This window comes from Erwinia sp. MMLR14_017 (genome assembly GCF_033657285.1).
Lineage (GTDB): Bacteria > Pseudomonadota > Gammaproteobacteria > Enterobacterales > Enterobacteriaceae > Erwinia.
This window is the reverse complement of sequence record NZ_JAWVWP010000007.1, coordinates 181,071-207,910: the sequence shown is the minus strand read 5'-3', so window position 1 is coordinate 207,910 and position 26,840 is coordinate 181,071. Positions and strand designations below refer to the sequence as shown.

General features: G+C 54.1%; 23 protein-coding genes and 1 tRNA gene. 13 read left to right on the top strand and 11 right to left on the bottom strand.

Features of this window, described 5'->3' with window-relative positions; genetic code table 11:
• The first annotated feature begins 93 nt into the window (after window positions 1–93).
• Genes SD961_RS13725 through yejF form a run of 4 tightly spaced genes read left to right on the top strand, consistent with a single transcriptional unit; the run spans window position 94 to window position 5,612 of the window.
• Window positions 94–1,902 carry an extracellular solute-binding protein gene (locus SD961_RS13725; protein ID WP_318790899.1) on the top strand — a complete coding sequence of 603 codons (1,809 nt, stop codon included), beginning with the start codon at window positions 94–96 and terminating at the stop codon, window positions 1,900–1,902.
• Between the two features lie 10 nt (window positions 1,903–1,912).
• Window positions 1,913–3,004 carry a microcin C ABC transporter permease YejB gene (locus SD961_RS13720; RefSeq protein ID WP_318790898.1) on the top strand — a complete coding sequence of 364 codons (1,092 nt, stop codon included), beginning with the start codon at window positions 1,913–1,915 and terminating at the stop codon, window positions 3,002–3,004.
• Complete coding sequence (locus SD961_RS13715) at window positions 3,004–4,029, top strand: microcin C ABC transporter permease (protein ID WP_318790897.1); 1,026 nt, start codon at window positions 3,004–3,006, stop codon at window positions 4,027–4,029. Before SD961_RS13720 ends, SD961_RS13715 begins: the two co-directional genes overlap by 1 nt.
• Window positions 4,029–5,612 carry a microcin C ABC transporter ATP-binding protein YejF gene (gene yejF / locus SD961_RS13710; RefSeq protein WP_318790896.1) on the top strand — a complete coding sequence of 528 codons (1,584 nt, stop codon included), beginning with the start codon at window positions 4,029–4,031 and terminating at the stop codon, window positions 5,610–5,612. The genes SD961_RS13715 and yejF overlap by 1 nt, the downstream gene beginning before the upstream one ends.
• Before the next feature lie 10 nt (window positions 5,613–5,622).
• Here the strand turns inward: yejF and SD961_RS13705 are convergent, their stop codons facing one another.
• The 3 genes from SD961_RS13705 to rsuA form a co-directional block, all read right to left on the bottom strand.
• The gene (locus SD961_RS13705; protein WP_318790895.1) at window positions 5,623–5,964 is read right to left on the bottom strand and encodes a YejG family protein; all 342 of its coding nucleotides are present in this window, start codon (window positions 5,962–5,964) and stop codon (window positions 5,623–5,625) included.
• Window positions 5,965–6,383: 419 nt separating this feature from the next.
• Window positions 6,384–7,583, bottom strand: a complete 1,200-nt coding sequence (locus SD961_RS13700; RefSeq protein ID WP_318790958.1) for a Bcr/CflA family multidrug efflux MFS transporter — start codon at window positions 7,581–7,583, stop codon at window positions 6,384–6,386.
• A 39-nt stretch (window positions 7,584–7,622) separates the two neighbouring features.
• Complete coding sequence (gene rsuA, locus SD961_RS13695; protein WP_318790894.1) at window positions 7,623–8,327, bottom strand: 16S rRNA pseudouridine(516) synthase RsuA; 705 nt, start codon at window positions 8,325–8,327, stop codon at window positions 7,623–7,625.
• A gap of 183 nt (window positions 8,328–8,510) precedes the next feature.
• On the opposite strand from rsuA, the gene SD961_RS13690 reads away from it, so the two are divergent.
• Both SD961_RS13690 and rplY read left to right on the top strand, forming a co-directional pair.
• Entirely contained in the window at window positions 8,511–10,265 is a 1,755-nt protein-coding gene (locus SD961_RS13690) for a DEAD/DEAH box helicase (RefSeq protein WP_318790893.1), read from the top strand.
• Window positions 10,266–10,458: 193 nt separating this feature from the next.
• Window positions 10,459–10,743 carry a 50S ribosomal protein L25 gene (gene rplY / locus SD961_RS13685; RefSeq protein ID WP_306211675.1) on the top strand — a complete coding sequence of 95 codons (285 nt, stop codon included), beginning with the start codon at window positions 10,459–10,461 and terminating at the stop codon, window positions 10,741–10,743.
• A 90-nt stretch (window positions 10,744–10,833) separates the two neighbouring features.
• Here rplY and yejK read toward each other — a convergent pair whose 3' ends face one another.
• Window positions 10,834–11,838 (bottom strand): nucleoid-associated protein YejK, encoded by a 1,005-nt coding sequence (gene yejK / locus SD961_RS13680; RefSeq protein WP_318790892.1) that lies wholly within the window; start codon window positions 11,836–11,838, stop codon window positions 10,834–10,836.
• 156 nt (window positions 11,839–11,994) lie between these two features.
• Between yejK and SD961_RS13675 the strand changes: the two genes are divergently transcribed.
• The 6 genes from SD961_RS13675 to SD961_RS13650 all read left to right on the top strand — a co-directional run bounded on the left by SD961_RS13675 (window position 11,995) and on the right by SD961_RS13650 (window position 16,338).
• Window positions 11,995–12,222 carry a YejL family protein gene (locus SD961_RS13675; protein ID WP_306211671.1) on the top strand — a complete coding sequence of 76 codons (228 nt, stop codon included), beginning with the start codon at window positions 11,995–11,997 and terminating at the stop codon, window positions 12,220–12,222.
• A gap of 21 nt (window positions 12,223–12,243) precedes the next feature.
• Complete coding sequence (gene yejM, locus SD961_RS13670) at window positions 12,244–13,995, top strand: LPS biosynthesis-modulating metalloenzyme YejM (RefSeq protein WP_318790891.1); 1,752 nt, start codon at window positions 12,244–12,246, stop codon at window positions 13,993–13,995.
• Window positions 13,996–14,078: 83 nt separating this feature from the next.
• Window positions 14,079–14,155: transfer RNA gene (locus SD961_RS13665), tRNA-Pro, on the top strand.
• A gap of 154 nt (window positions 14,156–14,309) precedes the next feature.
• Window positions 14,310–15,134, top strand: coding sequence for a benzoate transporter (locus tag SD961_RS13660; protein ID WP_318790890.1), 825 nt, complete (start codon window positions 14,310–14,312; stop codon window positions 15,132–15,134).
• Window positions 15,135–15,283: 149 nt separating this feature from the next.
• Window positions 15,284–15,490 (top strand): hypothetical protein, encoded by a 207-nt coding sequence (locus tag SD961_RS13655; RefSeq protein WP_318790889.1) that lies wholly within the window; start codon window positions 15,284–15,286, stop codon window positions 15,488–15,490.
• A gap of 71 nt (window positions 15,491–15,561) precedes the next feature.
• The gene (locus SD961_RS13650; RefSeq protein WP_318790888.1) at window positions 15,562–16,338 is read left to right on the top strand and encodes a 4'-phosphopantetheinyl transferase family protein; all 777 of its coding nucleotides are present in this window, start codon (window positions 15,562–15,564) and stop codon (window positions 16,336–16,338) included.
• A gap of 111 nt (window positions 16,339–16,449) precedes the next feature.
• Here SD961_RS13650 and SD961_RS13645 read toward each other — a convergent pair whose 3' ends face one another.
• The 3 genes from SD961_RS13645 to apbE form a co-directional block, all read right to left on the bottom strand.
• Window positions 16,450–18,102 carry a multidrug ABC transporter permease/ATP-binding protein gene (locus SD961_RS13645; protein ID WP_318790887.1) on the bottom strand — a complete coding sequence of 551 codons (1,653 nt, stop codon included), beginning with the start codon at window positions 18,100–18,102 and terminating at the stop codon, window positions 16,450–16,452.
• Window positions 18,103–18,190: 88 nt separating this feature from the next.
• Window positions 18,191–18,835 carry a DNA oxidative demethylase AlkB gene (gene alkB, locus SD961_RS13640; RefSeq protein ID WP_318790886.1) on the bottom strand — a complete coding sequence of 215 codons (645 nt, stop codon included), beginning with the start codon at window positions 18,833–18,835 and terminating at the stop codon, window positions 18,191–18,193.
• A gap of 22 nt (window positions 18,836–18,857) precedes the next feature.
• Window positions 18,858–19,898, bottom strand: coding sequence for an FAD:protein FMN transferase ApbE (gene apbE / locus SD961_RS13635; RefSeq protein ID WP_318790885.1), 1,041 nt, complete (start codon window positions 19,896–19,898; stop codon window positions 18,858–18,860).
• A 159-nt stretch (window positions 19,899–20,057) separates the two neighbouring features.
• Here apbE and SD961_RS13630 point away from each other — a divergent pair, with 159 nt between their 5' ends.
• A complete protein-coding gene (locus SD961_RS13630; protein WP_318790884.1) occupies window positions 20,058–20,186 on the top strand; it encodes a hypothetical protein in 129 nt (42 codons plus the stop codon).
• 75 nt (window positions 20,187–20,261) lie between these two features.
• On the opposite strand, the gene ompC is transcribed toward SD961_RS13630, so the two are convergent.
• From ompC to SD961_RS13610, 4 genes are all read right to left on the bottom strand, one after another.
• Complete coding sequence (ompC, locus tag SD961_RS13625) at window positions 20,262–21,377, bottom strand: porin OmpC (protein ID WP_318790883.1); 1,116 nt, start codon at window positions 21,375–21,377, stop codon at window positions 20,262–20,264.
• A gap of 594 nt (window positions 21,378–21,971) precedes the next feature.
• A complete protein-coding gene (locus SD961_RS13620) occupies window positions 21,972–23,141 on the bottom strand; it encodes an HlyD family efflux transporter periplasmic adaptor subunit (RefSeq protein ID WP_318790882.1) in 1,170 nt (389 codons plus the stop codon).
• On the bottom strand, window positions 23,138–25,291 hold the full coding sequence (locus tag SD961_RS13615; RefSeq protein ID WP_318790881.1) for a type I secretion system permease/ATPase: 2,154 nt from the start codon (window positions 25,289–25,291) through the stop codon (window positions 23,138–23,140). Before SD961_RS13615 ends, SD961_RS13620 begins: the two co-directional genes overlap by 4 nt.
• Before the next feature lie 35 nt (window positions 25,292–25,326).
• Window positions 25,327–26,679, bottom strand: a complete 1,353-nt coding sequence (locus tag SD961_RS13610) for a TolC family outer membrane protein (RefSeq protein ID WP_412916680.1) — start codon at window positions 26,677–26,679, stop codon at window positions 25,327–25,329.
• Window positions 26,680–26,840: the final 161 nt, after the last annotated feature.

Here is a 26,840-nt window from a genome sequence, read left to right as displayed (position 1 = left end):
AGCGTAAAGAGCCGCTGTTTGCCGTTGCTTCGTCTGTTGCGCTGCTGCTAACCTTGCGACATCTGTTTATCTCTGCGGGAGCTGATTAACACCATGATAGTGCGCTGGTTTACATTTTTACTTTTCAGCCTGTTCGCGCTTGCTGCCCGCGCTGAAAATATCAATGAGAGTTATGCCTTCGCGCAGCTTGGTGAACCCAAATATGCTACCCAGTTCACCCATTATGATTATGCTAATCCTGCTGCCCCAAAAGGCGGAAGCGTTACCCTCTCCGCTATCGGTACCTATGACAATTTTAACCGCTTTGCCACACGCGGGAACCCTGGCGCGGGCACGGATACGCTGTACGATCCGCTGTTCACCACTTCCGATGATGAGACCGGCAGCTATTACCCCCTGATTGCTGAATTTGCCCGTTACCCTGACAGCAGTCGCTGGATTGAGGTCACCCTGAATCCCCGCGCACGTTTCCATGATGGTTCCGCCATCACCGCGGAAGATGTCGCTTTCACCTTCAATAAATTTATGACGGAAGGGGTGCCGCAATATCGCGTTTTCTATAAAGGCGTAACGGCGAAAGCTATTTCACGCCTGACGGTGCGGTTTGAGTTGCCGGAGAGTAACCGTGACAAAATGCTCTCTCTGCTCTCTACGCCGGTTTTTCCGGAAAAGTTCTGGAAGGACCATAATCTGGGGGAGCCGCTGGCAAAGCCGCCCTTATCCAGTGGCCCTTACCGGGTCGCCTCTTATAAAATGGGTCAGTACATCACCTATACGCGGGTCAAAGATTACTGGGCCGCCGATCTGCCGGTCAATAAAGGGCGCTTTAATTTTGATACGCTGCGCTATGACTATTACCTCGATGATAACGTAGCGTTTGAAGCCTTTAAGTCTGGTGCGTTTGATTTCCGTACCGAAGGCTCGGCTAAAAAATGGGCCACGCAGTATCGCGGCAAAAATTTTGATAATCAGTTTATCAGCAAAGAGGAACAGCCTAATGATGTGGCGACCAACTCTACCTGGCTGGCATTTAACGTGCAGAAATCGCTGTTCAGCGACCGGCGTGTCAGAGAAGCTCTCTCCCTGAGCTTTGACTTTGAGTGGATGAATAAAGCGCTCTTCTACCATGCTTATAAGCGCACCCGCAGCTATTTTCAGAACACCGAGTATGCCGCCACTGGCTATCCCGATGCGCAGGAGCTTGAGCTGCTGGGGCCGCTGAAAGGGAAAATTCCTGATGAAATCTTTTCGCAGATTTATCAGCCCTCCCATACCGATGGCAGCGGCTATGACCGCGATAATATGCTGAAGGCGCTGGAACTGCTTAAACAGGCAGGTTGGGAGCTGAAAAACCACCGGCTGATCAACGTCAAATCCGGCAAGCCTTTCGTTTTTGAGCTGCTGCTGCGTAGCGGAGGCAACGATCAGTGGGTGCTGCCGTTCCAGCATAACCTCAGCCGGCTGGGGATTACCCTGACTATTCGCCAGGTAGACAGCTCACAATATCTCGCACGGCTGCGCAAAAGCGACTTTGATATGCTGCCCTCCCCTTATCCGGCTATGCCCTTCCCCGACAGTAATCTGCAAATTTACTGGGCCTCTGCCTTTATCGACTCCAGTTATAATCGCCCGCATGTAGAAAGTCCGGTACTGGACGAGCTGATTGCCAAAATCAACCAGCACCAGGGCGATAAGGCTGCTCTGCTGCCCCTTGGCAGGGCGCTGGATCGCGTGTTGACCTGGAATTACTACATGATCCCGATGTGGTACAACGCTACCAACCGGTATGCCTACTGGAACAAGTTTTCCATGCCGGGTACGCGTCCCACTTATTCTCTGGGCTTCGACAGCTGGTGGTATGATGTGAATAAAGCCGCGCAGCTGCCGGCCCAACGTCGTTAAGGAGAAGAGCTTGGGCGCCTATTTACTTCGCAGACTGCTGCTGGTCATCCCCACCCTGTGGGCGATCATCACGATTAACTTCTTTATTGTGCAGATAGCGCCAGGCGGGCCTGTTGACCAGGCGCTCGCCAATATCGAGTTCGGGCAAACCACCGGAATGCCGGGCGGAGGGAACGGCGGTGAAGCGCAGACGCGCACCAGGCTCAACGCCAGCCCGACTGACAGCCAGTATCGCGGTTCCCGCGGGCTTGATCCTGAAGTTATCGCAGAGATCACTAAACGTTACGGCTTTGACAAGCCGCTGCATGAACGTTACTTCACCATGCTGTGGAATTACGTGCGCTTTGATTTTGGCGACAGCCTGTTTCGCAGCAGTTCGGTCATTCAACTGATTAAAGAGAGCCTGCCGGTTTCAGTCACGTTGGGGCTGTGGAGTACGCTGATCATGTATCTTGTGTCTGTTCCCCTGGGTATTAAGAAAGCGGTGCGTAACGGCAGCGCCTTTGATATCTGGAGCAGCTCGCTGATTATTATCGGCTATGCTATCCCCTCTTTTCTTTTTGGTATTCTGCTGATTGTCCTGTTTGCCGGCGGCAGCTATCTGGACTGGTTCCCGTTAAGAGGGCTGGTCTCTGCCCAGTTCGACTCCCTGCCCTGGTATGGCAAAATTATCGATTATCTGTGGCATATCACCCTGCCGGTTATCGCCACAGTGGTCGGCGGCTTCGCCACGCTCACCATGCTGACTAAAAACTCATTTATGGATGAGATCCGCAAACAGTATGTGGTTACCGCCCGCGCCAAAGGGCTGGATGAGAAAAAAATTCTCTATCGTCACGTGTTCCGCAACGCGATGCTGCTGGTGATTGCCGGCTTCCCGGCGACCTTTATCAGCATGTTTTTTACCGGTTCGCTGCTGATAGAGGTGATGTTCTCCCTGAACGGTCTGGGGCTGCTGGGCTATGACGCCACGATCCAGCGCGATTATCCGGTGATGTTTGGCACGCTCTATATTTTCACGCTGATTGGCCTGCTGCTGAATATCCTGAGCGATATCACCTATACGCTGGTCGATCCACGCATCGATTTTGAGGGACGCTAATGAATTATTTAAGCCCCGTTAATCAGGCGCGCTGGGCGCGATTCCGCCATAACCGCCGTGGTTACTGGTCGCTCTGGATCTTCGCCGTGCTGTTTTTGCTCTGCCTGGGTGCTGAGCTGATAGCCAACGACAGGCCGCTGCTGGTGCATTATCACGACCGCACCTATTTCCCGCTGCTGGTGGATTACGATGAAACCGACTTCGGCGGAGCTTTAGCCACGGCGGCGGACTACCAGGACCCGTGGCTGAAATCACGCCTGGATAAAGAGGGCTGGGCAATCTGGGCGCCTGTCCGCTTTGGTGACGGCTCGATCAATTTTGCCACCACGGTGCCCTTCCCTTCGCCCCCTTCGACCCAGAACTGGCTGGGCACCGATGCCAACGGCGGCGATGTGCTGGCGCGTATTCTTTACGGTATGCGTATTTCGCTGATTTTTGGCCTGATGCTGACGCTGGTCTCCAGCGTCATTGGCATTGTTGTGGGCGCCTCGCAGGGTTACTACGGCGGCAGGGTGGATCTCTGGGGCCAGCGATTTATTGAAGTCTGGTCCGGCATGCCTACCCTGTTTTTAATCATTCTGCTGTCGAGCGTTATCCAGCCCGGTTTCTGGTGGCTGCTGGCGATCACCGTCGCTTTTGGCTGGATGCAACTGGTGGGCGTGGTAAGAGCAGAGTTCCTGCGCACGCGAAACTTCGACTATATCCGTGCGGCGCAGGCGCTTGGCGTCAGCGACAGTAAGATTATGTCCCGCCATATGCTGCCAAACGCTATGGTCGCCACTTTGACCTATCTGCCGTTTATTTTATGCGGCTCCATAACCACCCTGACCTCTCTCGATTTCCTCGGCTTCGGGTTGCCGCTGGGGTCGCCTTCTTTAGGCGAGCTGCTGCTACAGGGGAAAAATAATCTGCAGGCGCCCTGGCTGGGAATTACCGCGTTCTTCTCACTGGCGATCCTGCTGTCGCTGCTCATTTTTATCGGCGAAGCGGTTCGTGACGCCTTTGATCCCAGTAAGGTGTACTGATGTCATTGCTGAGCGTGAATAATCTGAGTATCGCCTTTCGCCAGGGCGACGTGGAGCGTCTGGTGGTCAGCGATCTGTCGCTTTCTGTTGATGCTGGTGAAACGCTGGCGCTGGTGGGGGAATCCGGCTCCGGTAAAAGCGTCACGGCGCTGTCGATGATGCGGTTGCTGCCTTCGCCGCCCGTTCTCTATCCACAGGGCGAAATCCTGTTTTCCGGGCAGGATGTGCTGCTAGCGAATGAACAAATGCTGCGCGGTCTGCGCGGTAACCGCATGGCTATGATCTTTCAGGAACCGATGGTGTCGCTTAATCCGCTGCACAGCATCGAAAAGCAGCTGTATGAAGTGCTGTCACTGCACCGGGGCATGCGTAAAGAGGCGGCCAGAGCGGAGATGCTGACCTGCCTGGATCGGGTTGGGATCCGCCAGGCCGCCAGACGCCTGAGGGATTTCCCTCATCAGCTTTCCGGCGGCGAGCGTCAGCGCGTGATGATTGCGATGGCGCTGCTGACTCAGCCGGAGCTGTTGATTGCTGACGAACCGACCACGGCACTTGACGTGACCGTGCAGGCGCAAATTTTGACGCTGCTGAAAGAGTTAAAGCAGGAGATGAATATGGGATTGCTGTTTATCACCCATAATCTCAATATTGTGCGTCAGCTGGCTGACAGCGTGGTGGTAATGCGTAACGGCCAGGCGGTGGAGAGCAATACAACCGCAAAGCTGTTCAGTGCACCGGCCCATTCATACACGCAGGCCTTGCTTAATGCCGAACCCGAAGGGCGCCCTGCTCCGGCGGATGACGACGCGCCACCTTTATTGCAGGTTAAGGATTTGCGGGTCTCTTTTCCTCTCAAACAGGGATTTCTGCGGCGGATTAGCGGCTACCATCACGCGCTGAAGTCGTTGAGCTTTACGCTGCGGCCGGGCGAAAGTCTGGGTCTGGTGGGCGAGTCCGGTTCCGGAAAAAGCACCACCGGCCTGGCTTTGCTGCGGCTGATTGCCTCTGAAGGTGAAATCTGGTTCCACGACCAGCCGCTGCATCAGTGGGATCGCCGCAAAATGTTGCCGGTTCGTCGCCAGGTGCAGGTCGTTTTTCAGGACCCCAACTCTTCGCTAAATCCCCGGCTGAGCGTGCTGCAAATTATCGCTGAAGGCCTTCAGGTGCATCACCCCAGGCTGGATGCAGCGGCGCGTGAGGCAAAAGTGATTGAGGCGATGCAGGAAGTCGGTCTTGATGCCGATACCCGGCACCGTTATCCGGCAGAGTTTTCGGGCGGACAGCGTCAGCGCATCGCCATTGCCCGCGCGCTTATTCTGCAGCCACAGCTGATTATTCTGGATGAGCCGACCTCTTCTCTTGACCGCTCGGTACAGAAGCAGATCCTGGCTCTGCTGCTGAAGCTTCAGCAAACCCATCGTCTGGCTTACATTTTTATCAGCCATGATCTGAAGGTGGTGCGTTCGCTATGCCATCAGGTGGTGGTGCTGCGGGAGGGAGAAGTGGTGGAACAAGGTGAGTGTGAAGCGTTGTTTGCTGCGCCCCGGGCAGAGTATATGCGGCAGCTACTCTCTCTTGCCTGACCGGATCAGGTCAGGCAGAGGCATCCTGAAAGGGTTCGGCGATGCCCACCCCAAAGTTTTTCAGCCGACATGTGGTGGCACACTCATCCTGACGGGTCACAAACAGACAGGGTTCGCCCGCGTACTCCACTACGGCACACTCAATCTGGATTTCCGCCAGCGCATCCTGAATCATGCGCATGATCTCTCTTGCCTGCTCGCCCTCATGGCTGAGCAGCGTAAGGCCAATCAGATCGTCATCTGCAGAGAGGTTATTTACCACCAGCGGTTCGACGCTGCTGCCAGTCGGTCCCGCTCCCCAACGGTAGCTTTGCGGTAAACGATGTACCACAGAATGTTGTAACGTATTCACCCAAACTCCCCAGACCGGTACCGGTTCTCTTCAGCTACGCCAACCTGCTTTTATCAGCATCATCAGGGTTCGCAATGGCTTTGTTCTTCACCCGCTTAACGGGCTGAATTTGAGAAGTAACTCTCATTTTAACGTTATATTTACCGCGTCAGGGGCGTAATAACAACTAATTTGTTGCACGACGGTAACTTTTCCATCAGTTATTTTTACAAATAAATAACAATACCGTTATTGAGGGTTGTACAGAACCGGTGTTGCTGAAAACAGCATTGCAGTAAGCAGAAGGGATGTACCAGAGATAAAGAGAGGGAGGCGGTGCAAAACGTAAAGGTGAAATAGCGAACTGGCGAACTGGCAAAAGGAAAATTTGCCAGAGTGGAAAACCCTGTGCGCCTGAAGAGTCAGGCGCACAAGATAATTCAGGCTGCGGCCGCTTTACGCGGGCGCGTGGCGTAGATAAACAGCAAAATAGAGAAGGTCGAGCAGATAAATATCGACCCTACCATCGGCCATGCGCTGTTAAACGACAGCGTTGAGAGCAGCGCCCCGACCAGCGCACCGACGCCAAAACGCAGCGTACCGGCCAGCGAGGAGGCAGTACCCGCCATATGCGGGAACTCTTCCAGGATCACCGCCATCGCATTCGATGAAACCATGGCCACGCAGCCGATAAACATCGCCACGCCAAACACCAGCGGCAGGAAGCCAAGGTTCAAGGCGCTGACAATCACCATCCAGAGACCCATGGTGAACTGTATCAGCAGACCGAAACGGAACATCGCCAGCGGGCCGAACCGACGAACGGAGCGACTGTTAAGCAGCGTCATCAGGAACAGGAACACTACGTTAAGCGCAAAGTAGTAACCAAAGTCCTGCGGGCTGATATGGTTCAGTTCAATATAAACAAACGGCCCGGCGTTCAGGAAGGAGAAAAGCCCGGCAAAGGAGAAGCCGCTGGCCAGCATGTAGCTGAAGACCCGCTTGTGGCGGAACAGGGAGAGGAAATTGCCCAGCGTGGTGCGCAGGTGAAACTTCTGCCGCTTGTCGTGGGGCAACGTCTCTTTGATCTGCGTGACCACCAGCACCGTAGTGACCACGGCCGCGCCGGAAATGGCCCAGAAAATGGCGTGCCAGCTCCAGAGCAACAGCAGCCAGCCGCCCACTATCGGGGCCAGCAGCGGCGCAATGGTAGTAACCAGCATCACAAAGGACATCATGCGGGAAAACTCCTCTTTCGAGTAGCTGTCACGCATCAGAGCACTGATTACTACGCTGCCCGCCGCTGCCGACAGGCCATGCAGCAGGCGCATAAAGATCAGCTGATCGATGGTTTGCGACATCGCGCAGGCTGCGGCAGCCACGGCAAACACCAGGGTTCCCACAGCAATCACCGGCTTGCGGCCAAAGCTGTCAGCAAGAGGACCATACACCAGTTGGCCCAGCGCAAACCCCAGAATGTAGAGGTTCAGCGTCATCTGCACGCTGCCTGCCGACACGCCGAACTCGCGGGCAATTTGCGGTAGCGCAGGCAGATACATATCAATCGATAACGGCATTAACATGGCCAACAGGCCGAGGATCACCACCAGACCCACTGATGAGTTCTTGTCCTTACGCACCCTCATTGCTGCTCACTTCCTCTCTGAATTAGTCTGCCGCTAGCGGGGAACAACCACGCTGGCGATCTCTTCTGCCGTCAGCGCACGGTATTCACCCGGCTCCATCTCTTCGTCCAGCACAATGCTGCCAATCCGTTCGCGATGCAGGGCCACCACATGATTACCCACGGCGGCAAACATCCGCTTCACCTGGTGATAGCGCCCTTCGCTGATGGTCAGGCGCACCTGATTCTCGCTAATGATTTCCAGTCTGGCCGGTTTGGTCAGATCTTTCTCGTTATGCAGCTGCACCCCGGCGGTAAATTTCTCCGCCGTATCCTCTGCAACCGGTGACTCCAGCGTGACCAGGTAAGTTTTTTCACAATGATGACGTGGCGAGGTAATACGGTGGGACCATTGGCCATCGTCGGTCATCAGCACCAGCCCGGTGGTGTCGATATCCAGCCGCCCGGCCGCATGCAGCTTATAGGCGGTAGGCTCTTCCAGGAAAAAGAGTACGGTAGGATGATCGGGATCTTCTGTAGAACAGACGTAGCCCTGAGGTTTGTTCAGCATAAAGTAGCGGGGACCAAACTGCAGATGCAGAGGATTGCCGTCGTACTCAACCTGGTTTTCAGGTTTCAGCTTGAAGGCGCCTTCCCTGACCACTTCCCCATCAACGGTGACTTTACGAGCCCGCAGCTCACGAAGGGCAATTGCCCGGCTGACTTCCAGTTGCTGAGATAAAAATTTATCAAGTCGCATTAAATCTGCACTGCCTGTTTGAGTTGAAAATAAAAACCGACGCACCCGTAACGGGCACGTTTGAAGAGAGAGTCTCGAAATGAATCCACAGTATATCGGGAGTTAGCGCTCAGGCACAGAGGCTGAAGCGCACGAATTCTGCTTTCGTGGCATAATGCGGTTTTGCTCGCAGATTGCTAACTCATGTCGTTTACGCTACGTCCCTATCAGCAGGAAGCGGTTGATGCCACGCTCAGCTACTTTCGTCGCTCCCACCAGCCCGCCGTGATCGTGCTGCCTACCGGCGCGGGCAAAAGCCTGGTGATTGCCGAGCTGGCCCGGCTGGCACGCGGAAGGGTGCTGGTGCTGGCCCATGTCAAAGAGCTGGTGGCGCAGAATCACAGCAAATATCAGGCTTATGGGCTGGAGGCGGATATCTTCGCCGCCGGTTTGCAGCGCAAAGAGAGCCGCAGCAAGGTGGTCTTCGGCAGCGTCCAGTCCGTTGCGCGCAATCTGGCACAGTTTGATGGTGAATTTACGCTGCTGATCGTGGATGAATGCCACCGCATCAGCGATGCGGATGAAAGTCAGTACCAGCAAATCCTCGCGCATCTGCGCCAGAGCAATCCCCAGCTTCGCCTGCTGGGTCTGACCGCAACGCCCTACCGTCTGGGCAAAGGCTGGATTTATCAGTTCCATTACCACGGCATGGTCAGAGGTGACGAACGGGCGCTGTTTCGGGACTGTATCTACGAACTGCCGCTGCGCTATATGATCAGGCACGGCTTTCTGGTTCCCCCGGAAAGGCTTGATATGCCGGTAGTACAATATGACTTCAGCCGTCTGACCGCCAATGAAAATGGCCTGTTCAGCGAAGCGGACCTCAACCGTGAGCTGAAGCAACAGCAGCGTATTACTCCCCATATCGTTCAGCAGATCGTCGAGTTTGCACAGGATCGGCAGGGAGTCATGATTTTTGCTTCAACGGTCGATCACGCAAAAGAAGTGCTTGGCCTGTTGCCTGGCAGTAAAGCGCTGATCAGCGCAGGAACGCCAGGCGCAGAAAGGGATGCGCTGATTACCGCGTTTAAAGCGCGTGAAATCCGCTATATGGTCAACGTGGCCGTATTAACTACCGGGTTTGATGCGCCCCACGTGGATTTGATCGCCATTCTCCGTCCTACCGAATCGGTCAGTCTTTATCAGCAGATTGTCGGGCGAGGTTTGCGCCTCTCGCCGGGAAAAACCGACTGCCTGATCCTCGACTATGCTGGTAATCCACACGATATTTTCACTCCTGAAGTCGGCTCCCCTAAAGGGAAAAGCGATAACAAACCGGTGCAGGTTTTCTGTCCCGCCTGCGGGTTCGCCAATACCTTCTGGGGAAAAACAACCGCGGACGGCACCATCATTGAACATTTTGGCCGCCGCTGTGAGGGCGTGCTGGAAGATGACGAGGGTGAAAGGGAGCAGTGTGACTTCCGCTTCCGCTTCAAAAGTTGCCCGCACTGCAATGCTGAAAACGATATTGCGGCACGACGCTGTCACGAGTGCGACGCGGTACTGGTGGACCCGGACGATATGCTGAAGGCGGCGCTGAAACTCAAGGATGCTTTGGTTTTACGCTGTGCCGCTATGGTGCTGGAGTGTGGCCGGGATGAGAAAGGCGAATGGCTGAAAGCGCGCTACTACGATGAAGAAGCGACCGAAGTGAGCGAACGCTTCCGGCTCACTACCCCCGCACAACGCACCGCCTTTGAGCAGGTCTTTTTACGGCCACATCAACGCGCGCCCGGCGTGCCGCTGGGCTGGAAAAACGCGGCGGATATCGTTGCCCTGCAACCGCTGCTGCGCCAGCCCGATTTTGTGGTCGCCCGCAAGCAGCGTCATTACTGGCAGATACGGGAAAAAATGTTCGATTACCAGGGCCGCTACCGCCGCGCCAACGAACTCCGCTAACAGGGCGCAACCCCCGTATAAAGAACAGGATTAGCCTGAATAACGGCGCGCATTTTCACGGCAACTTTAATCCATTGCCCGCAGCGCCTAACCTGGGCTATAATGCGCCCCGCTTTTGCTGAAGCAAAAGTTGAATACTCCAACCTGCTGCTGGGTCGCCTGTAGCAGGATAATCCGATAAAGAGATTGAACAATGTTCACTATCAATGCAGAAGAACGTAAAGAGCAGGGCAAGGGTGCGAGCCGCCGCCTGCGTACAGCTAACAAATTCCCGGCCATCATTTATGGCGGTAAAGAAGCAGCTGTAGCCATCGAACTGGACCACGACTCAGTAATGAACACCCAGGCAAAACCGGGTTTCTACACTGAAGTTCTGACTCTGGTTGTTAATGGTAAAGAAGAAAAAGTAAAAGTGCAGGCTGTTCAGCGTCACCCGTTCAAGCCAAAACTGCACCACATCGACTTCGTTCGCGCTTAATTGCCGACCAGGTTTTTGTGAAAGAAACGCCGCTTATGCGGCGTTTTTTTTGGCTTGCGTCAGGCAGAAAAGAGCGGCAGATCGCTCCTGTCAGCTTCCGCTGCTGCGGCGTTGCAGCTGGTCACGCAGATTAGGCGGCGTGCCTTTGATGGTCAGCGTATCGGTCGCGGGGTCCCAGAAAATGCGTTCTCCCAGCAGTAGCGCATCAAAGTTTAGCGTCAACCCACCGCCGCTTCCGGCAAATTTGGTTAGCTGGCGCAGCGTGCTGCGGTCAGCAGGAAAGCTCTCTTCCAGCTCATAGCCCTGCTCCTGCGTAAAGGCCTGAAACGTTTTTTCACCCAGCGGAGCCAGCTCTTTGGATAACCCCTCCAGCTCGATTTCCTCGCCAGACTGCAGCTGTTCATTACAGTAGCTGTAAACCTGTTGGCGATAGTTCTGCCGCTCGTTTTTATCGAGGCTGGCTTCAGAACAGTAATCGTCAACGGCCTGCAACAGCCCCCGGTTCTGGGCTTTAGTATCCAGGCCAACGCTGGCACCCAGGAAATCCATAAAGAAATCGGCGACTTTACGCCCTACCCGGCCACGCAGGAAAGTCAGATAGCGGGTGGAGCCAGGATTAGTTTCCCATTCGGTAAGATCGATACGCGCCACAATATCGGCGTGGTTGATATCCAGATAGTGCGTGCTGCTGATGTCCAGCTCTTCGTTAACACGCATACTGTTCTGGCTGTTCAGCACCGCAATCAGCAAATACTCTACCGCCAGATAACGGTAGTGACCGAACAGCACAATGCCGCCTTCGGCAAAGGAATATTTCCCCAGTTCATCGCGTAAACGTCCCGTTGCAGCGCGGCTGAACGCCAGGAAGTCATCTTCCCCTTTGCGGCAGTTGCGCAGCGCATCTGCCAGTTCACTCTCTTCATTAAACAGGCCATAAGCCTTGCTTTTAGCGCTGTAAACGCGGTGCAGCTCTTCCATCATCGCGGTGACGGGCGCATTGGCAGGCAGCAGCGTTTCGCGCAGCACCAGCTCAAGCGATTGCTCATCGCGCTTGATCAACTGATGCAGGGCAATCTGCTCAATATCCAGACTCATGGTAGACTCTCCTTTAGATTTAGCGCGTATTCAATCACCGAGTCTTCCGGCGATCAACTGCCAGCAACATTAACCTGTTGCGATCGATAAAAGTGCAGAAAAAATCGCGGTTTTACGGTAAGATGCCGCCCTTTAATACTCAATAAATTCGACGTTATGCCACAATCATCTCGCTACAGTGACGACCGCGTGGAAAAACTCCTCGCAGAACTGGCCCATGTACTTGAAAAAGACAAGGCCCCCACCGACCTTTCCCTGATGGTACTGGGAAATATGGTGACCAATTTGCTGAATACCAGCGTAGCGCCAGCTCAACGGCACTCGCTGGCGCACTCATTCGCCGAAGCGCTTAAGGCTTCCGTGCGTGACGATAAAGCCCATTAATCTGATGATCCTGACCCTGTTATGGTAACAAATCGGCAGCGCTACCGTGAAAAAGTCTCCCAGATGATTAGCTGGGGGCACTGGTTCGCCCTCTTTAATATCATCGTGGCTTTTGTGCTGGGCAGCCGCTACCTGTTTGTTTCTGACTGGCCTGCCTCGCTGGCCGGGCGCATTTACGCCTTTACCAGTTGGCTGGGCCATTTCAGCTTTATCGTCTTTGCCGCTTACCTGCTGATCATTTTTCCGCTGACCTTTGTGGTGATGTCGCAGCGGCTGCTGCGCTTCCTTTCTGCCATTATCGCCACCGCAGGGTTGACGCTGATCCTGGTAGACAGCGCGGTGTTCAATCGCTTCCACCTGCACCTCAACCCGGTGGTGTGGCAGCTGGTGGTGAACCCGGATCAGACGGAGATGGCCCGCGACTGGCAGCTGATGTTTATCAGCGTGCCCGCCATTTTCCTGGTGGAGATGCTGTTTGCCACCTGGAGCTGGCAGAAGCTGCGCAGCCTTAACAGGCGCAACTTCGGCAAGCCGCTCGCTCTTCTGTTTATTATTGCTTTTTTCACCAGCCATCTGCTCTATATCTGGGCGGATGCGAACTTCTATCGTCCGATCACCATGCAGCGTTCTAACCTGCCGCTCTCCTATCCTATGACTGCCCGCCGCTTCCTGGAGCGTCACGGCCTGCTGGATGCGCAGGAGTATCAGCGCCGACTGGTTGAACAGGGTAATCCTGAAGCGGTCTCTGTTGCCTATCCGTTGAATGACATCACCTTCCGGGACAGCGGGACGCGCAATAATTTACTGATTATCACTGTTGATGGCCTGAACCAGAGCACGCTGTCGACATCGCTACCCCACCTGGCGCAATTTGCTCAGCAGAACGTCAGCTTTACCCAGCATTTTAGTGCCGGTAGCCGGGCTGACAGCGGCTTGTTTGGGCTGTTTTATGGCATCTCACCAAGCTATATGGATGGCGTGCTCTCCTCCAGAGTGCCTTCTGCGCTGGTTGACTCTCTGGGCAAGCAGGGCTACCAGTTTGGCCTCTTTGCCTCTGATGGTTTTGCTTCACCGCTCTATCGTCAGGCACTGTTAGCAGACTTCTCGCTGCCGCCGTCGCAAACGCAGACTAACGCACAGACCACGGCCCAGTGGCAACGCTGGCTGGAAAGTCAGAAGTCGCAAAGTTCGCCGTGGTTTTCCTACCTTTCACTGGGTGGAAATGAGATCAAAGAAGGGCCTGCGAAAAATATCACCCGCCGTTACGCCCGTACCGCCGCGGATGTGGATAAGCAGATTCAGGATGTGCTGACCACACTGCAGGAAAAAGGGCTGCTGGAAAAAACGGTGGTGGTTATCACCGCAGAGCATGGTGTTGCGTTGGATGGCGACAGCAGCCTGGGCAACCGGGCAAATCTTCAGGTGCCGCTGATTGTGCACTGGCCTGATACGCCAGCGCAGCAGGTGCGAAAGCTGACCGATCATCAGGACATTATGACCACGCTGATGCAGCGCCTGCTGCATGTCAGTACCCCTGCGGCGGACTATTCACAGGGTGAAGATCTCTTCGCAGCCCAGAGACGTCATAACTGGGTAGCCAGCAGTACCGATCGTCAGCTAGTGATCACCACGCCTACGATCACGCTGGTGCTGGATAACAGCGGCAGCTATACCGCCTGGGATGAAAAGGGTAACCGCCTGAAGGATCACAAGCCGCAGCTTGCGCTGCTGCTTCAGGTGCTGACAGAAGAGAAGCGCTTTATCGCTGACTGACAGAGCGATTGCTTAAATTCATAGCAGTCAACGTGTTAGCCTCTTGCAATCGACCGCGTTTTGCGTACTATTAGCTCACGAGTCGGCACGTAGCGCAGCCTGGTAGCGCACTGTCATGGGGTGTCAGGGGTCGGAGGTTCAAATCCTCTCGTGCCGACCAAATTTTCAATGCATTATCATTAAGCCCGTAAATTCTACAGAATTACGGGTTTTTTTGTTTTTTTATTATATTCAGCATCTGAATCATTATTTTTTATCTTTCTTTTTACTAAAATTACTTATCAATAATTTAAATCCTTCTGCTGGGACTGCTGATGATTTACGATTGTTTTTTATATTACGATGAAGATATGTTGTTGGATCTTCGGTTACATACGTTGTCAGAGGTGGTCGACAAGTTCGTCATTGTTGAGTCAACCCACACGTTCACAGGCAAACCGAAGCGATTAAATTTTAATATAGAGAAATTTAAGCGGTTCGAAGATAAAATTATCTATGTTATGTTCGATCAACCTCCCCACCTGGATGCCTGGCAGAACGAAGCTGATACCCGAAATTCGATTATGGCGGGCCTCGTTGATGCTGAGCAAGACGACCTTATACTCGTTTCTGATGTTGATGAGATTTTTAATCCAGCCATCATTCCCTCTATCAAAAAGAACAAACTGTGCACCGTCATACATCAAAATTTTTATAACTATCACTTTAATCTTCAAGTGTTTAACACCAACGGCTCACCCCGTAAATGCACATTACCCAAAGCGATCGCCTATAAAAATTTAGTTGGATTTTTTGGTGGTAAACCCGAGGAGCTACGTAACACAAAGCGCTCATCTATTAAAAGAAGCAGATTAAAATGGCAATGGTTGAAATGGAACACGGCTGTTATTGCTGATGGCGGATGGCATTTTTCCTGGATTATGACCCCACAACGCATTGCTGAGAAAATGTCTTCCATTTCACATACTGAATATGACTTGCCTGAGTTTAATAATCCTGATCACATAACCAAAGTTATTGAGCAAGCGGAAGACATCTGGGGCAGAGACCGAAAATTACAAGTACAACCATTAGATATCAGTACTTTTCCACAATATTTAGTTGCTAATCAGCAACTCTTCAAAAAATTTATCAAATGATGAAAAGCATGAAAGAGTGAGACCTTAATCACACTATTATATGGCGAAAATCTCATTCTCCCCCGCTGCAACAAAACTGTCACGAAACTAACATACGCTGTCGCTACACTTTTCTGGCAACATTGCACCAACCTACCCGGTGACTGAAAATGGCGATAATCAAAGCAAAGAATTTCAAAGATGCGGATGAGATGCTGCACTCTGGTATCAGCAAAGTAGAGCTGGCGTATGACATCGATAGCGACGATTTTTTCCGGCTGGCCAGCCACTGGTGCGATCGTGGCGCTAAAATTTCTCGCGGTAACAAACATTTCGTGGTTTCGCTGAAAAACTTTGCCATCCCTTCTAACGACTGATCGCTTTTTTGCTCTTAACCCTCTAACCTGCTTAAATTACGCATTATCAAGATAAGCAGGTCAGGTATACGGTGCCTATCCAGAGTTTGCCGGACTCCCAGAGCGTCCCTTATGTTCTGCCGCTGAAACCTTTAGCGCTCGCCGATTCGGGCGGTTTTATCACAAACGTAACCTTTCGTTCCCCAGCCGATCACCCCAATGTCTGCCTTATTCAGGCCAACTACGACCTTGCCTGTTTTGATGAACAGCTCTTTACTACTCTGCGGCTGCCCGTCCCCTTGCATCTGAATAAGGCCGTCAGGAAACGTCGTGCAGAATATCTTGCCAGCAGAGCGCTGGTGCGACACGCGCTGTGCCGACTGGGAAGCGATCCCTGGATTCTGGCGAACGATGCCAGCAGAGCGCCGGTCTGGCCAGCCGGATTCTCCGGCTCGCTCTCACACAGCACGCAGGAAATAGCGCTGCTGCTGGCTAAAGCAGAGAGCGGCAAGCTGTTGGGCGTGGACTGTGAACAGGTGATGCGGGCAGAGACGGCAGAAGCGATGCAGGAGAACATTATTACGCCGCAGGAGAAGCATTTGCTGATGCAGAGCGGCCTGCCCTTCCCCGATGCGCTGACTCTGGCCTTTTCGCTGAAGGAGAGTCTTTATAAAGCGCTCTCTCCCAGACTCAGAAAATTTATGAGCTTCAGCGAGGCAGAAATCGTGTTCTGTGCACCGCAGGCAGAGAAAGTCCTGCTGCGGTTAACAACCTCGCACTCCAGTGATTTTCCCGCAGGCAGAGAATTTACCGGGCGGGTAGAGAGAACCTCATCCCGCATCCTTAGCTGGATCGTTGAGGCCCTCTGAGAGAGAAACCTCAACCTGAACCTCAGGCAAAAGCCTTCTTCCTGTTGCCTCACCAGGCAGTTATCCTTCAAGATCGGCACAGTTGCTTCAGCGGTAACCCACGCTAATTGGTTACATAACAACGTCTGTGCGTTTGACCGCGTCCAGCGTAGCCAGCTCCCGCTCTTCCCCGGTCAGTTCGCTCAGCTTGCCTTCACGCATCTCCAGCAGACGGTCGGCATGCAGGAAATAGTGGTCGTCATGGCTGATGGCAAAGACCGTTTTCCCCATCTCCTGCAGCCACGGCAGCAGCTCACGATAGAAGATACGGCGGAAGTGAGGATCCTGGTCAGCCGCCCACTCATCCAGCAGCAAAATATCGCGTTGTTCAGCAGTAGCCAGCAGCAGGGCCAGGCGCTTGCTCTGCCCTTTCGACAGCTTAAGATTAAGCACCTTGTTGCCTTCCAGCTTAATTTTGTCCTGCATTTTCAGGCGCTCAAGCCAGAGCTGCACCTTTGCCGGGTCAGCGGCTTCCCCCTGGTTGTCGATTAACCGGTCAAACAGATGCACATCGGTAAACACGGCTGAAAACAGGCTGCGATAGCTGCCAATATTTGCAGCTTCTATGACTTCGCCATCCAGCAGGATCTGCCCGGATACCGGCTGGTAAAGCCCGGTGAGCAGCATCGCCAGCGTCGATTTTCCGCTGCCGTTGCCGCCAATCAGGAAGACCAGCTCTCCGCGCTTCAGCGTCATGTTGACCGGCCCGACTTCAAAACCGCGATCGCCATAATGAAAAACAAGATTACGTAATTCCAGCGTCTGCCAGTTTTTGCTGACGGCAGGAACGGTGAACTCAGACTGGTACGGCGTCAGCTGGAAGGTGTTTAGCTTGTCGAACGCCACCTGAGCAGTCAGCAGCGTAGGCAGCGCTCCCACCGCAGAGAGCAAGGGCGTGCGCAGGAACAGCAGCGTCAGTGAATAGGTCGCTGCGACGGCGGTATTCGCCCAGCCGAGGCCATTAGCCATGTAGAAGACCAGGCCAATTGCGCCCAGCATCATAATATTTGACCAGTTTACCGCGCTGAGATGGAAAGTATCGGCGCGCACAATATGGTGCCGGTATTTGCGGGCATCTTCCTGATAAACCGTTTCATAAATGAGATGAGCGCGCTGGCGGTTAAGGGCCAGCTCTTTCCGCCCTTCAATAATGGTCTGGTAGTCCGTGTAGAGGTTGTCCTCAATTTCACGGAGCCTGGCCATATGGCGGTAGACTTTTGCCACCAGCAGCCAGCCACCAATAATGGTAATCGCCACCCAGACGGCGGTGATAAACAGCATTTCCGGCGAAAGCCAGGCGAGGTAGGCCGCTGCGCCCAGGGTAAGGATAATGCCCTGAATCAGCTCAGGCAGACGGACAAAAGCGATGGTGATATTGCGTACGTCGCTGGTGAGTCCGGCCAGCAGCTGTGCGCTGCCAATCTGCTCGATACGTTCGACCTGGGTATCGAGAATACGTTTGATAAATTCACCGCGCAGGCGATAAACAAAATGGTGTCCAAGCAGCGTCAGGGCAAGCTGTGAAGCCAGCGTCACGGCCATTAACAGCAGCAACAGCCCGAGGAATTCAGGCAGTACCCAGACTGACGAATTCAGGGCAACAATCAGCTCGCGGTTGATAAAAGCGATCAGCCCTATGCCAAGCGCCGCACTAAGCAGGCTGAGAACAATAACGAAAACAAAAGGCCAGCGATATTGCCGGTACACCACGCGAAGCAACTCCATGACACCATCCAGGTAAGAACAAGGCAGTGTGCAGTTTAATGAGTCGCCAGACGATATCAATTATAATTCTCATCCGCCTCTTTTTGCGCTAGCGAAAAGCACGCCGGAAGGTCAGGTTAAAGCGGAAAGCGCCAGTAACGGGATGACTGCCTGGCTTAAGCGGCAGAATGCCATGGAACCTGAGCCGCGAGGGGCCGCCCCAGACCACCACATCGCCATGCTCCAGCAGCACCCGCTGGGTGGCGTCGCTGCGCTCAAAACCGCCAAACTGGAAAACCGCCGGCAGCCCAAGCGAGACGGAAACTATCGGCTGTTTCAGATCCTGTTCATCTTTATCCTGATGCAGCGTGAGTCTGGCGCCTGGCTCATAGCGATTGATCAGGCAGGCATCTGGCGAAAATTGCGGAAAGCCCGCCGCATCCGCACAGCTGCGGGCAAGAAGACGAAAAGGGTCCGGCATATCAGGCCAGCGGCGGCCGCTGACGTTGTCGCGTTCGCTGTACTGATAGCCTCGTGAATCCGTAGACCAGCCGAAATCTCCGCAATTGGTCATCGCCACCGACATGCGGTGGCCGCCGGGGGTAATGCGATGATGAAACGGGTTCTGCGCGGAGATCTCCTCCACCAGCCTTATCAGTTCTTCCGCTTCATCCCGTGCATGCCGCCGCAGGATCACTGCGCCCTCCGCCAGAGGTTCGGCCCAGGGCGCTTCTTCACTAAACAAATCCAGCATGATGACTCCTTCGCTGTTGCTGCTATTGCGGCAGAATAAAGGCTTTAAACTGCGGCGACATCCAGGTGGTAAAGCCGTCGTCCTGCTTCTGGATCAGATAGACCGCCAGATGTTCCCGCAGCGCCAGCGCTTTGGCTTTCTCTTCGCCCAGCACCATCAGCCCGGTATCCCAGCCATCCGCTTCCAGCGCCGTGGTGGCAATCACCGTGGCAGAAACCAGTTTATGCTGAATGGGCCGCCCCGTCGCCGGATCGATCACATGGGAGAGACGTTTGCCATCCAGTTCATAATAGTTGCGATAGCTGCCGGAGGTACTGATGCCATGCCCCTGCAGATCGACCACCGCCTGCACGGCGTTCTCTTTATCCGTGGGCTTTTGGATCGCAACCTTCCAGGGCTGACCCTGGGCGTTTTTACCGCGGGTCAGCACTGCACCACCCACAGAGACGAGATAGTCAGTAATCCCCTCTTCCTCCATCAATCTGGCAAGATGGTCAGTGGCAAACCCTTCTCCCATCGTAGAGAGGTCGACATAGAGGTCAGGCAAGTCCTTCTGCAGGTAAGCGCCATCGGCACGCTGAATGACGCGGAGATGCTGTAGTCCGGTCAGCGCCTTAGCGGCGTCAATCTGTGCCTGGTCCGGCGTGGTGACCGGCTGCTTTTCAGGCCCGAAACCCCATAAATTCACCAGCGGCCCCACGGTAATGTCCATCGCCCCAGCGGTCATTTTACCGATGCGCAGAGAGAGGGTAACGATATCAGCCATATTATCGCTGACCGGCTGAGGTTCACTGCCGCGATACTGATTAAAGCGTGACAGCACGGACTCTTTTTTCCATGTCGAGAGCTGACGGTCGTCTTCATCTAACTGCTGCTGTACCGCTTTTTGCAGGCTGGCTTTGCGCTCCGGGGGGACATTTGCCAGGCTGATACGCCAGAATGTTCCCATTGTGCGTCCTTCTAAAACCAGCGCGGAATGGCTGCGACTCTGGTTATCATCGTCACACCCTGAAAGCATAATAAATGCTGCCATAGCAATAGAATACAGCCAATTCTTCTTCATTAAACGCAATCAACCTGTAGTTAATTTTGGTCCGAAATCAGGCATTTCAGGCAGTTATGTGCGGAAAAACCCACTTGATCTTATCGGTATTGCTCACCAGGATACGTAGTGAATGCAGGCCATAAAAGGCTGCCAACAAGTGATTTTAAAGGAGATCCTATGATCTATTACCTCCTCCTTGCCGTGAGCCTGGGGCTGATTATCTTTTCAGGCTATAAGCATTACAAGCAGACGCATACCAAACAGCTCTTTCGTCCACGTCACCGGCATCATCGGGCAAATAACTAGCGAAAAAAGAGACAGGAAGTGAGAAGGGAACGGCAGTAAAACGAGGGAGCGCAGCGGCCTGCGCTCCCTGACAACTCAGAACTGGTAAACCAGACCCAGCGCCACAACGTCATCAGTGTTGATGCCGGTCGCGTCGGTAAAGTTGTTGTCATCCAGCAGGTTGATTTGGTAATCAACATAGGTGGACATATTTTTGTTGAAGTAGTAGGTCGCGCCCACATCAACATATTTTTTCAGGTTCTGCGAGCCGTAACCTTCAATGTCGCTGCCGCGAGAGCTGACAAAGGCCAGGGATGGGCGCAGACCGAAATCGAACTGATACTGAGCAACCAGCTCCCAGTTGTCTGCGGTGTTAGCATAGCCGTAAGTGGTCGCATCGCTGGCACCAAAACGAGTAGCGTTTTGTGAGCGGGTGTACATGGCTGCCAGATAGATGTTGTTAGCGTCATATTTCAGACCGCCGGTATAAGCGGTAGCTTTATCGCCACGGCCCAGAATGGTATCAGTGCCCGCCGAGCCGCCGTTCTGTTCGTTAGTACGGTCCGAGCTGAACATGGCCGCACCGATAGCGAACCCTTCGCCCAGATCGTAAGTGGTGGAGAGACCCCATCCATCGCCGTTGCCAGCCAGAACGTCACGTCCGCCCAGTTCGGTTGCACTGTCGTTTTTTCCCTGATACTGAACCGCAAAGTTCAGGCCATCCACCAGACCAAAGAAGTTATTGTTACGGTAGGTCGCCAGGCCATTAGAGCGCTGGAACATAAAGTTGTCTGCGCCATAAGTATCACCGCCGAACTCAGGCAGAACGTCTGTCCAGGCGCCGATGTCATACGCCACGCCATAGTTGCGACCGTAATCCAGCGATCCTGCATCACCAAATTTCAGACCGGCAAAACCTACGCGGGTAAAGCTGTCAGCGGTGCCTTCAGACTCAGCGGTGTTCAGCGCAGCCTGGTATTCCCACTGACCGTAGCCGGTCAGCTCATTGCTGATCTGGGTTTCGCCTTTAAAACCAAAGCGGAGATAGGACTGATCGCCATCAGAACCGTCGTTATCGGAGAAATAGTGCAGGCCGTCTACTTTGCCAAAGAGGTCAAGTTTATTGCCATCTTTGTTGTAGATCTCTGCCGCACCTGCTGAACCGGCGATCAGCATCGCTGGGACCATCAGGGAGAGAACACGAAGTTTCATTTTATTACCCTCTAGTTATATGCCTTATTTTGCCACTGCGTGCTGAACGTCGAATATTCAGCCGGCAGAGCCATGTTAGTGCGGCAGGAGTAATAATCTATAAAGAAAATGATACTAAATTTCCGATTGGGTTTCAGGATGTAAGATAGATATTGCTAAATGTAAGTTTTGCGGAACTTTTCATCAGCACATATTGATAAAAAATATCACCCGCAACGTCATAAAAATTCCTTGTGCCTGTAATTCATAGAGTTAAGGTGACATCCTCTGCTGAGCACTGAATGATAAAAAAATATGGTCATCAGGTTATACAATGATTCCGCTATCATCATTTTATTTAAGTATTACCTTCATTCACCCCGAATGTGATGTTTTACCCTATTTCCCGCCGAACCTTGTGTTCGGCATTTTTTTATTGTTTTTTCCTGCTTAATGTCAATTTAAGTAAAGATAATCCCCCTGGAACAACAACTCCCCTGATGCGCTTTTTTTTGCCCTGTTTCAGCACAAATTAATAATTAATAGCGCCACTAAACGGCATGTTAATTAATGGCAGAAAGTAACATTAATAAACTATTCAGTGGCGTTATTTTTCTAGCGTTCTCTCATCGATTCTTTAACTTTATTCAGCGGCTTAATCAAATAATCCATCACCGATTTTTGACCGGTTTTAATCTCCACATTGGCCACCATTCCAGGCACGATAGGGAATTTCCTGCCCGCTTTGTTAGTTAACTCTGCTTTCTGCGTACGGACATAGACGCGGTAGTAGTACTGATCGCGTTTCACCTCATCCTGCAGCGTATCTGGCGAGACGGTTTCAACCTCGCCGGGCAAATTGCCATAGATGGAAGAGTCGTAGGCGGTGACTTTCACCGTGGCGGGCAGCCCCGGCCTGATATAGGCGATATCGCGTGGGTTGATGCGCGTTTCAATCAGTAACTGATCTTCCAGCGGCACAATCTCCATCAGTTTGCCGCCGGGCTGTAACACGCCCCCCACGGTTGTAACCTGAATATCCTTCACAATACCGCGTACCGGCGAGTAGATTGTGGCGCGGGTGAGCTGATCCTCTTTACCGGTCACCACCTGCAACTGCGCATCCAGATCGGCATTGTTTTTCACCTGCTCTTCGCGCGCGCGCACTGCATAGTCATTTTTTGCTTCGTCAATTTTTCCCTGCAGATCGCTGACCTGACGGCGAAGGCGGATTACCTCCACCTCCCCTGCGGCCCCTTTGGCTACCAGCGGTGCAGTCATGCGTAATTCCTCCTGCACCAGTTTCTTTGACTGCTCCAGGTTGCTGACCGTTTCTGAAAGGTTGCGACGACGGGACTGATAAAGCTGCGTTTCCCGTGCCACCAGCTCCGGCTCCTTAAGGGTCTCGGCGCTGAAGGCTAGCGGAGCGCCCGTCAGCTCGGCCTGCAGCCGCTCGGCGGAAGCGCGAAGCGTGCGGGCTTTGGAAGCAGCCTCACCAAAGTTGGACTGAAACCGCGTAGGATCGAGCCTGGCCAGCACCTGCCCCTTCTCGACGATATCGCCTTCGTGCACGTTAAGCTGATCGACAATTCCGCCATCCAGACTTTCAATTACCTGCGCACGGCTGGAGGGAGTCACCTTACCGGTCCCGACGGTGACCTCATCCAGAATGGCAAAATGCGCCCAGACAAAGAAAATCACCAGCGCGGCCGTACAGAGCCAGATGATTGCCGAGGTCTTTTTTTCGCTCCGTTTAAGGTTGCGGTCCACTATAATCAGGCTCATGCTGCATCCCCCCGCGCGGCGTTTTGTTTCGCTGTCTGCGCCGTGGCGCTACGGATGATCTCATCTCTCGGGCCGTCAGCAATAATGCGGCCGTTATCCATCACCACAATCCTGTCCACCAGCTTCAGCAGCGCGGGACGATGCGTCACCAGCACCAGCGTGCGTCCGGAAAGCCATCCCTGCATCTGACGGATAACGTGCTCCTCCAACTGCTCATCCATTGAGGCGGTAGGCTCATCCATCAGCACCACCTGCGGCTGACGCAGGATCATCCGGCTGAGCATCACCATCTGACGCTGCCCGCCGGAGAGGCCACGCCCCCCTTCATTGATTATGCGATCCAGGCTGGCAGCATCCTGCTGTACCAGGCTGAGCGCGCCGCTGATACGCAGCGCCTGTAGCATCTCCTGTTCGCTGGCATGGGGATTGCCCAGCATCAAATTTTGCCGCAGGGTGCCAAAGAACAGCCGTGAGTCCTGCGATAACCAGCCAAGCTGGCGCCGGAGATCTACCGGGTCAATGCGGCGAATATCCACGCCATCCACAATCACTTTGCCCTGGGTCGCCATCGCCTGCCCGGCAAGCAGCCGCAACAATGTCGATTTTCCGGCACCCACTTTGCCAAGAATGGCGATGCGTTCACCCGGCTTGATCTGCAACTGGCCGATGGTAATCACATTTTTCACATTCTCTTCGTCATAGCTGTACTGCACCCCTTTCAGATCATAGTGCCCGGTCAGCGTCGGGCAATGCGCCATCTCGCCTTCTTCAACCTGATCCAGCGGCTTTTTCAGCAGCTCATCCAGCCCGCTCATGGCGCTTTTAGCATGCTGCCAGCGGGAGAACACCATGGTCAGCTGCATCAGGGGGGCGATAGTGCGGGAAGAGAGCATACTGCTCGCCACCAGCGTACCTGTGGTGATATCCCCGCTCAGCACCAGATAAACCCCAAACACCAGCATGCTGGCGTAGGTCAACTGCTGAACCGTGGAAGCCCAGCCGGTGAGACGCGCTCCCCACAGGCGCTGCTGCATGCCCACTGCCGCACTCACTTCATGAGTTTGTTCCCACTGACGCTGGAAATAGGGTTCCGCCTGCAGAGACTTAATGTCTTCAATGCCCTCAATAGTTTCCACCAGCACCGCATTACGCAGCGCCCCCTCACGCAAGCCCTCTTTCGCCAGCTTTGCCATCGGGATCTGCACCAGCAGGCCGGGAATAACGATCAGCGGGATCGCCAGCAGCGGGATAATCACCAGCGGGCCACCAATAAAAGCCATGATAAACAGAAACAGGATCACAAAAGGCATATCGGCTGCGGCGCCGACGGTAGTGGAGGTCAGCAGCTCACGTACCTGATCGATTTCACGCAGCTGTGAGATAAAGGAGCCGGTTGATTTGGGCCGCGCCTCGTTACGAATGTTCATCGCACGGGCAAAAAGCATTGAGGAGACTTTGAGATCGATGCGTTTTCCCATCAGATCGGACACCTGGGTGCGCATCAACCGGATAAGATATTCCATTACGGCGGCGATCAGGACCCCGGAGAAGAGCACCCACAGCGTGGCTTCAGACTGTGCCGGGATCACCCGATCGTAGATCTGCATGGAGAATAAAATTCCCGCCAGCGCCAGCACGTTTCCCACCACAGAGGCGAGAGAGATCTCCATAATCTTCCGCCCCATGCCGCGGAAGTTCTCCCAGAACCAGTGCTTTTTGTAAGGCTTAACGAACTCATCAATACGTGCGTCACGCCCACGTGCCGCCACGCCAACAATGCCAACCTGCTCCTGGCATTGCGCCAGCAGCAGCGCCAGTTCGCTTTCACGTACCACATCGCCGCCGTCGCTCAGCCAGTAACGCGCTTTTCCTTCAGCATCAATGTTCTCCACCACTACCACATTGCCGTTTTCCATGATCAGGATCACCGGCGTGACTTCCTGCCGCCAGCGGATCTTGTCGCGCGGCATCATGGTCATATGCAGCCCCAGCAGGCCAGCCAGTCTTTCAAGCTGCTGCTCGGGCGCCAGGTGCTCAAACCAGCGCATCTGCTGGCGTAAGGTGGAGCCATCCGCAGGCTTGCCAAAGCGCGCGGCTACGCGCAGCATGGCGTCGATCCAGTTATCGGTGGTTGCGGTCTGTTTGTCCATAGTACTGCCTTAAATAGTTGCGTGTGCGCCTGGCGTCACAGTGACGGGAGGGTTTGCCCACTGGTGGCTTCGCGATCGATTCCCATGATATCCAGCAGGTTATCTACCGCTGCGGCATAACGAACCGTGGCGTCCCAGCCATCGTACAGCGCCATCAGGCGGCTGCTGTCAGCCTGAAACACATCCTGTTCCACGCTCAACAGATCGTTGAGGCTACGCTTGTTCAGTTTGTATTCATCGGCATAGACCGAACGGGTGTGGTCGGCACTGCCAAGCTGCGCCTCTCCCGCCGTCTGGCGCTGCTGCGCACCGATCATGTCGGCATAGGCCGTAGAAGCATGCTGGTTAATATCGAGTTTCGACTGCTGAATGGCGGCTTCTGCGGCTTCCCGGTCGCCCTCCGCCGCCCGGGTTTTGGCATTGACCAGCCCGCCCTGATAGAGCGGAGCTTCTACCTGCAACTGCAGTTCATCATCCCAGTAGGAACGGCTGTCGTTTTCATAGCGGGTCCGGCCAGCCTGAACTCTGATGGTGGGCCAGTGATTAGACTGTGCCTGACGGACTCGCTCCATCGCCGCTTCCTGTTTGGCCTGCGCACTGCGCACTGCGGCGCTTTTTTCGTAGGCGATTTTGTCCAGAGTAATTTGCTGATCCAGCAAAGACTGCGGCAGCTCGGGCAGCTCGCTGGAGACCACGCCGGTCAGCACGGTAAGCTGCGCCTGAGCAGAGCGGGCCTGAGCGCGATACTGCTCCAGCGTGGCGTGCATTCCGGCGATGCGGGTTTCTGCCTGTAGCACGTCAGACTGCGAGCTTAACCCGGCGTCCGCACGCAGTGTGGCGATATCACGTACTCGCTGCAGCGAGGCCAGGTTATTGTTTGCGGCCTCCACCAGCGCCCGATACCGCTTTACCTCAAGATAGGCTCGTAATGTATCCTGCGCCACAGTGGTCATGGTGTCGTAGAGCGCATAGCGATAGGCGTCCGAGAGCTTATGCTGTTCATCTATTGCGCCGCCGGTGCGGCCAAAGTCATACAGGAGCTGGCTTAAGGTGATGCCGCCAGAGCCATTGTTGTTCAGGCTTCCCGCCGAGTCGGTCTGGTGCGAACGCCCGCCGGAAGCCTGCAGGGAGATTTGCGGATACCACGCGCTTTTAGCAGCATCCAGATCGGCTTCACCGACATGAATTTGCGCGGCTGCCTGGGAAATTTTGGGGTTACGTGCAAACGCGCGAAGGATGGCATCGCGTAGGGTAAGGGTGGATATTTGCTCTTCGCTGGGTGCCGCTCGCCAGTTAAACTCCGCTTTTGGCTCTTTCGCCGCCAGTGCGGGCTGTGCCAGAGAGAAGCAAAGCCCACCCATACAGAATGAGAGCCACACTCTCTTCATCTTACTGCCTGAATACACCATCGGAATTCCCTTGTACACCGGAGAAAAAGGTAAAGTCATGCCGGTAAAGATAAAAATATCTTATTTTCCACAGGCACAGATAAGCCAGCGCCGAAGAGGGAGCTGAGCCGGACCCGGTGTTCAGGGGATTACAGCGTAAT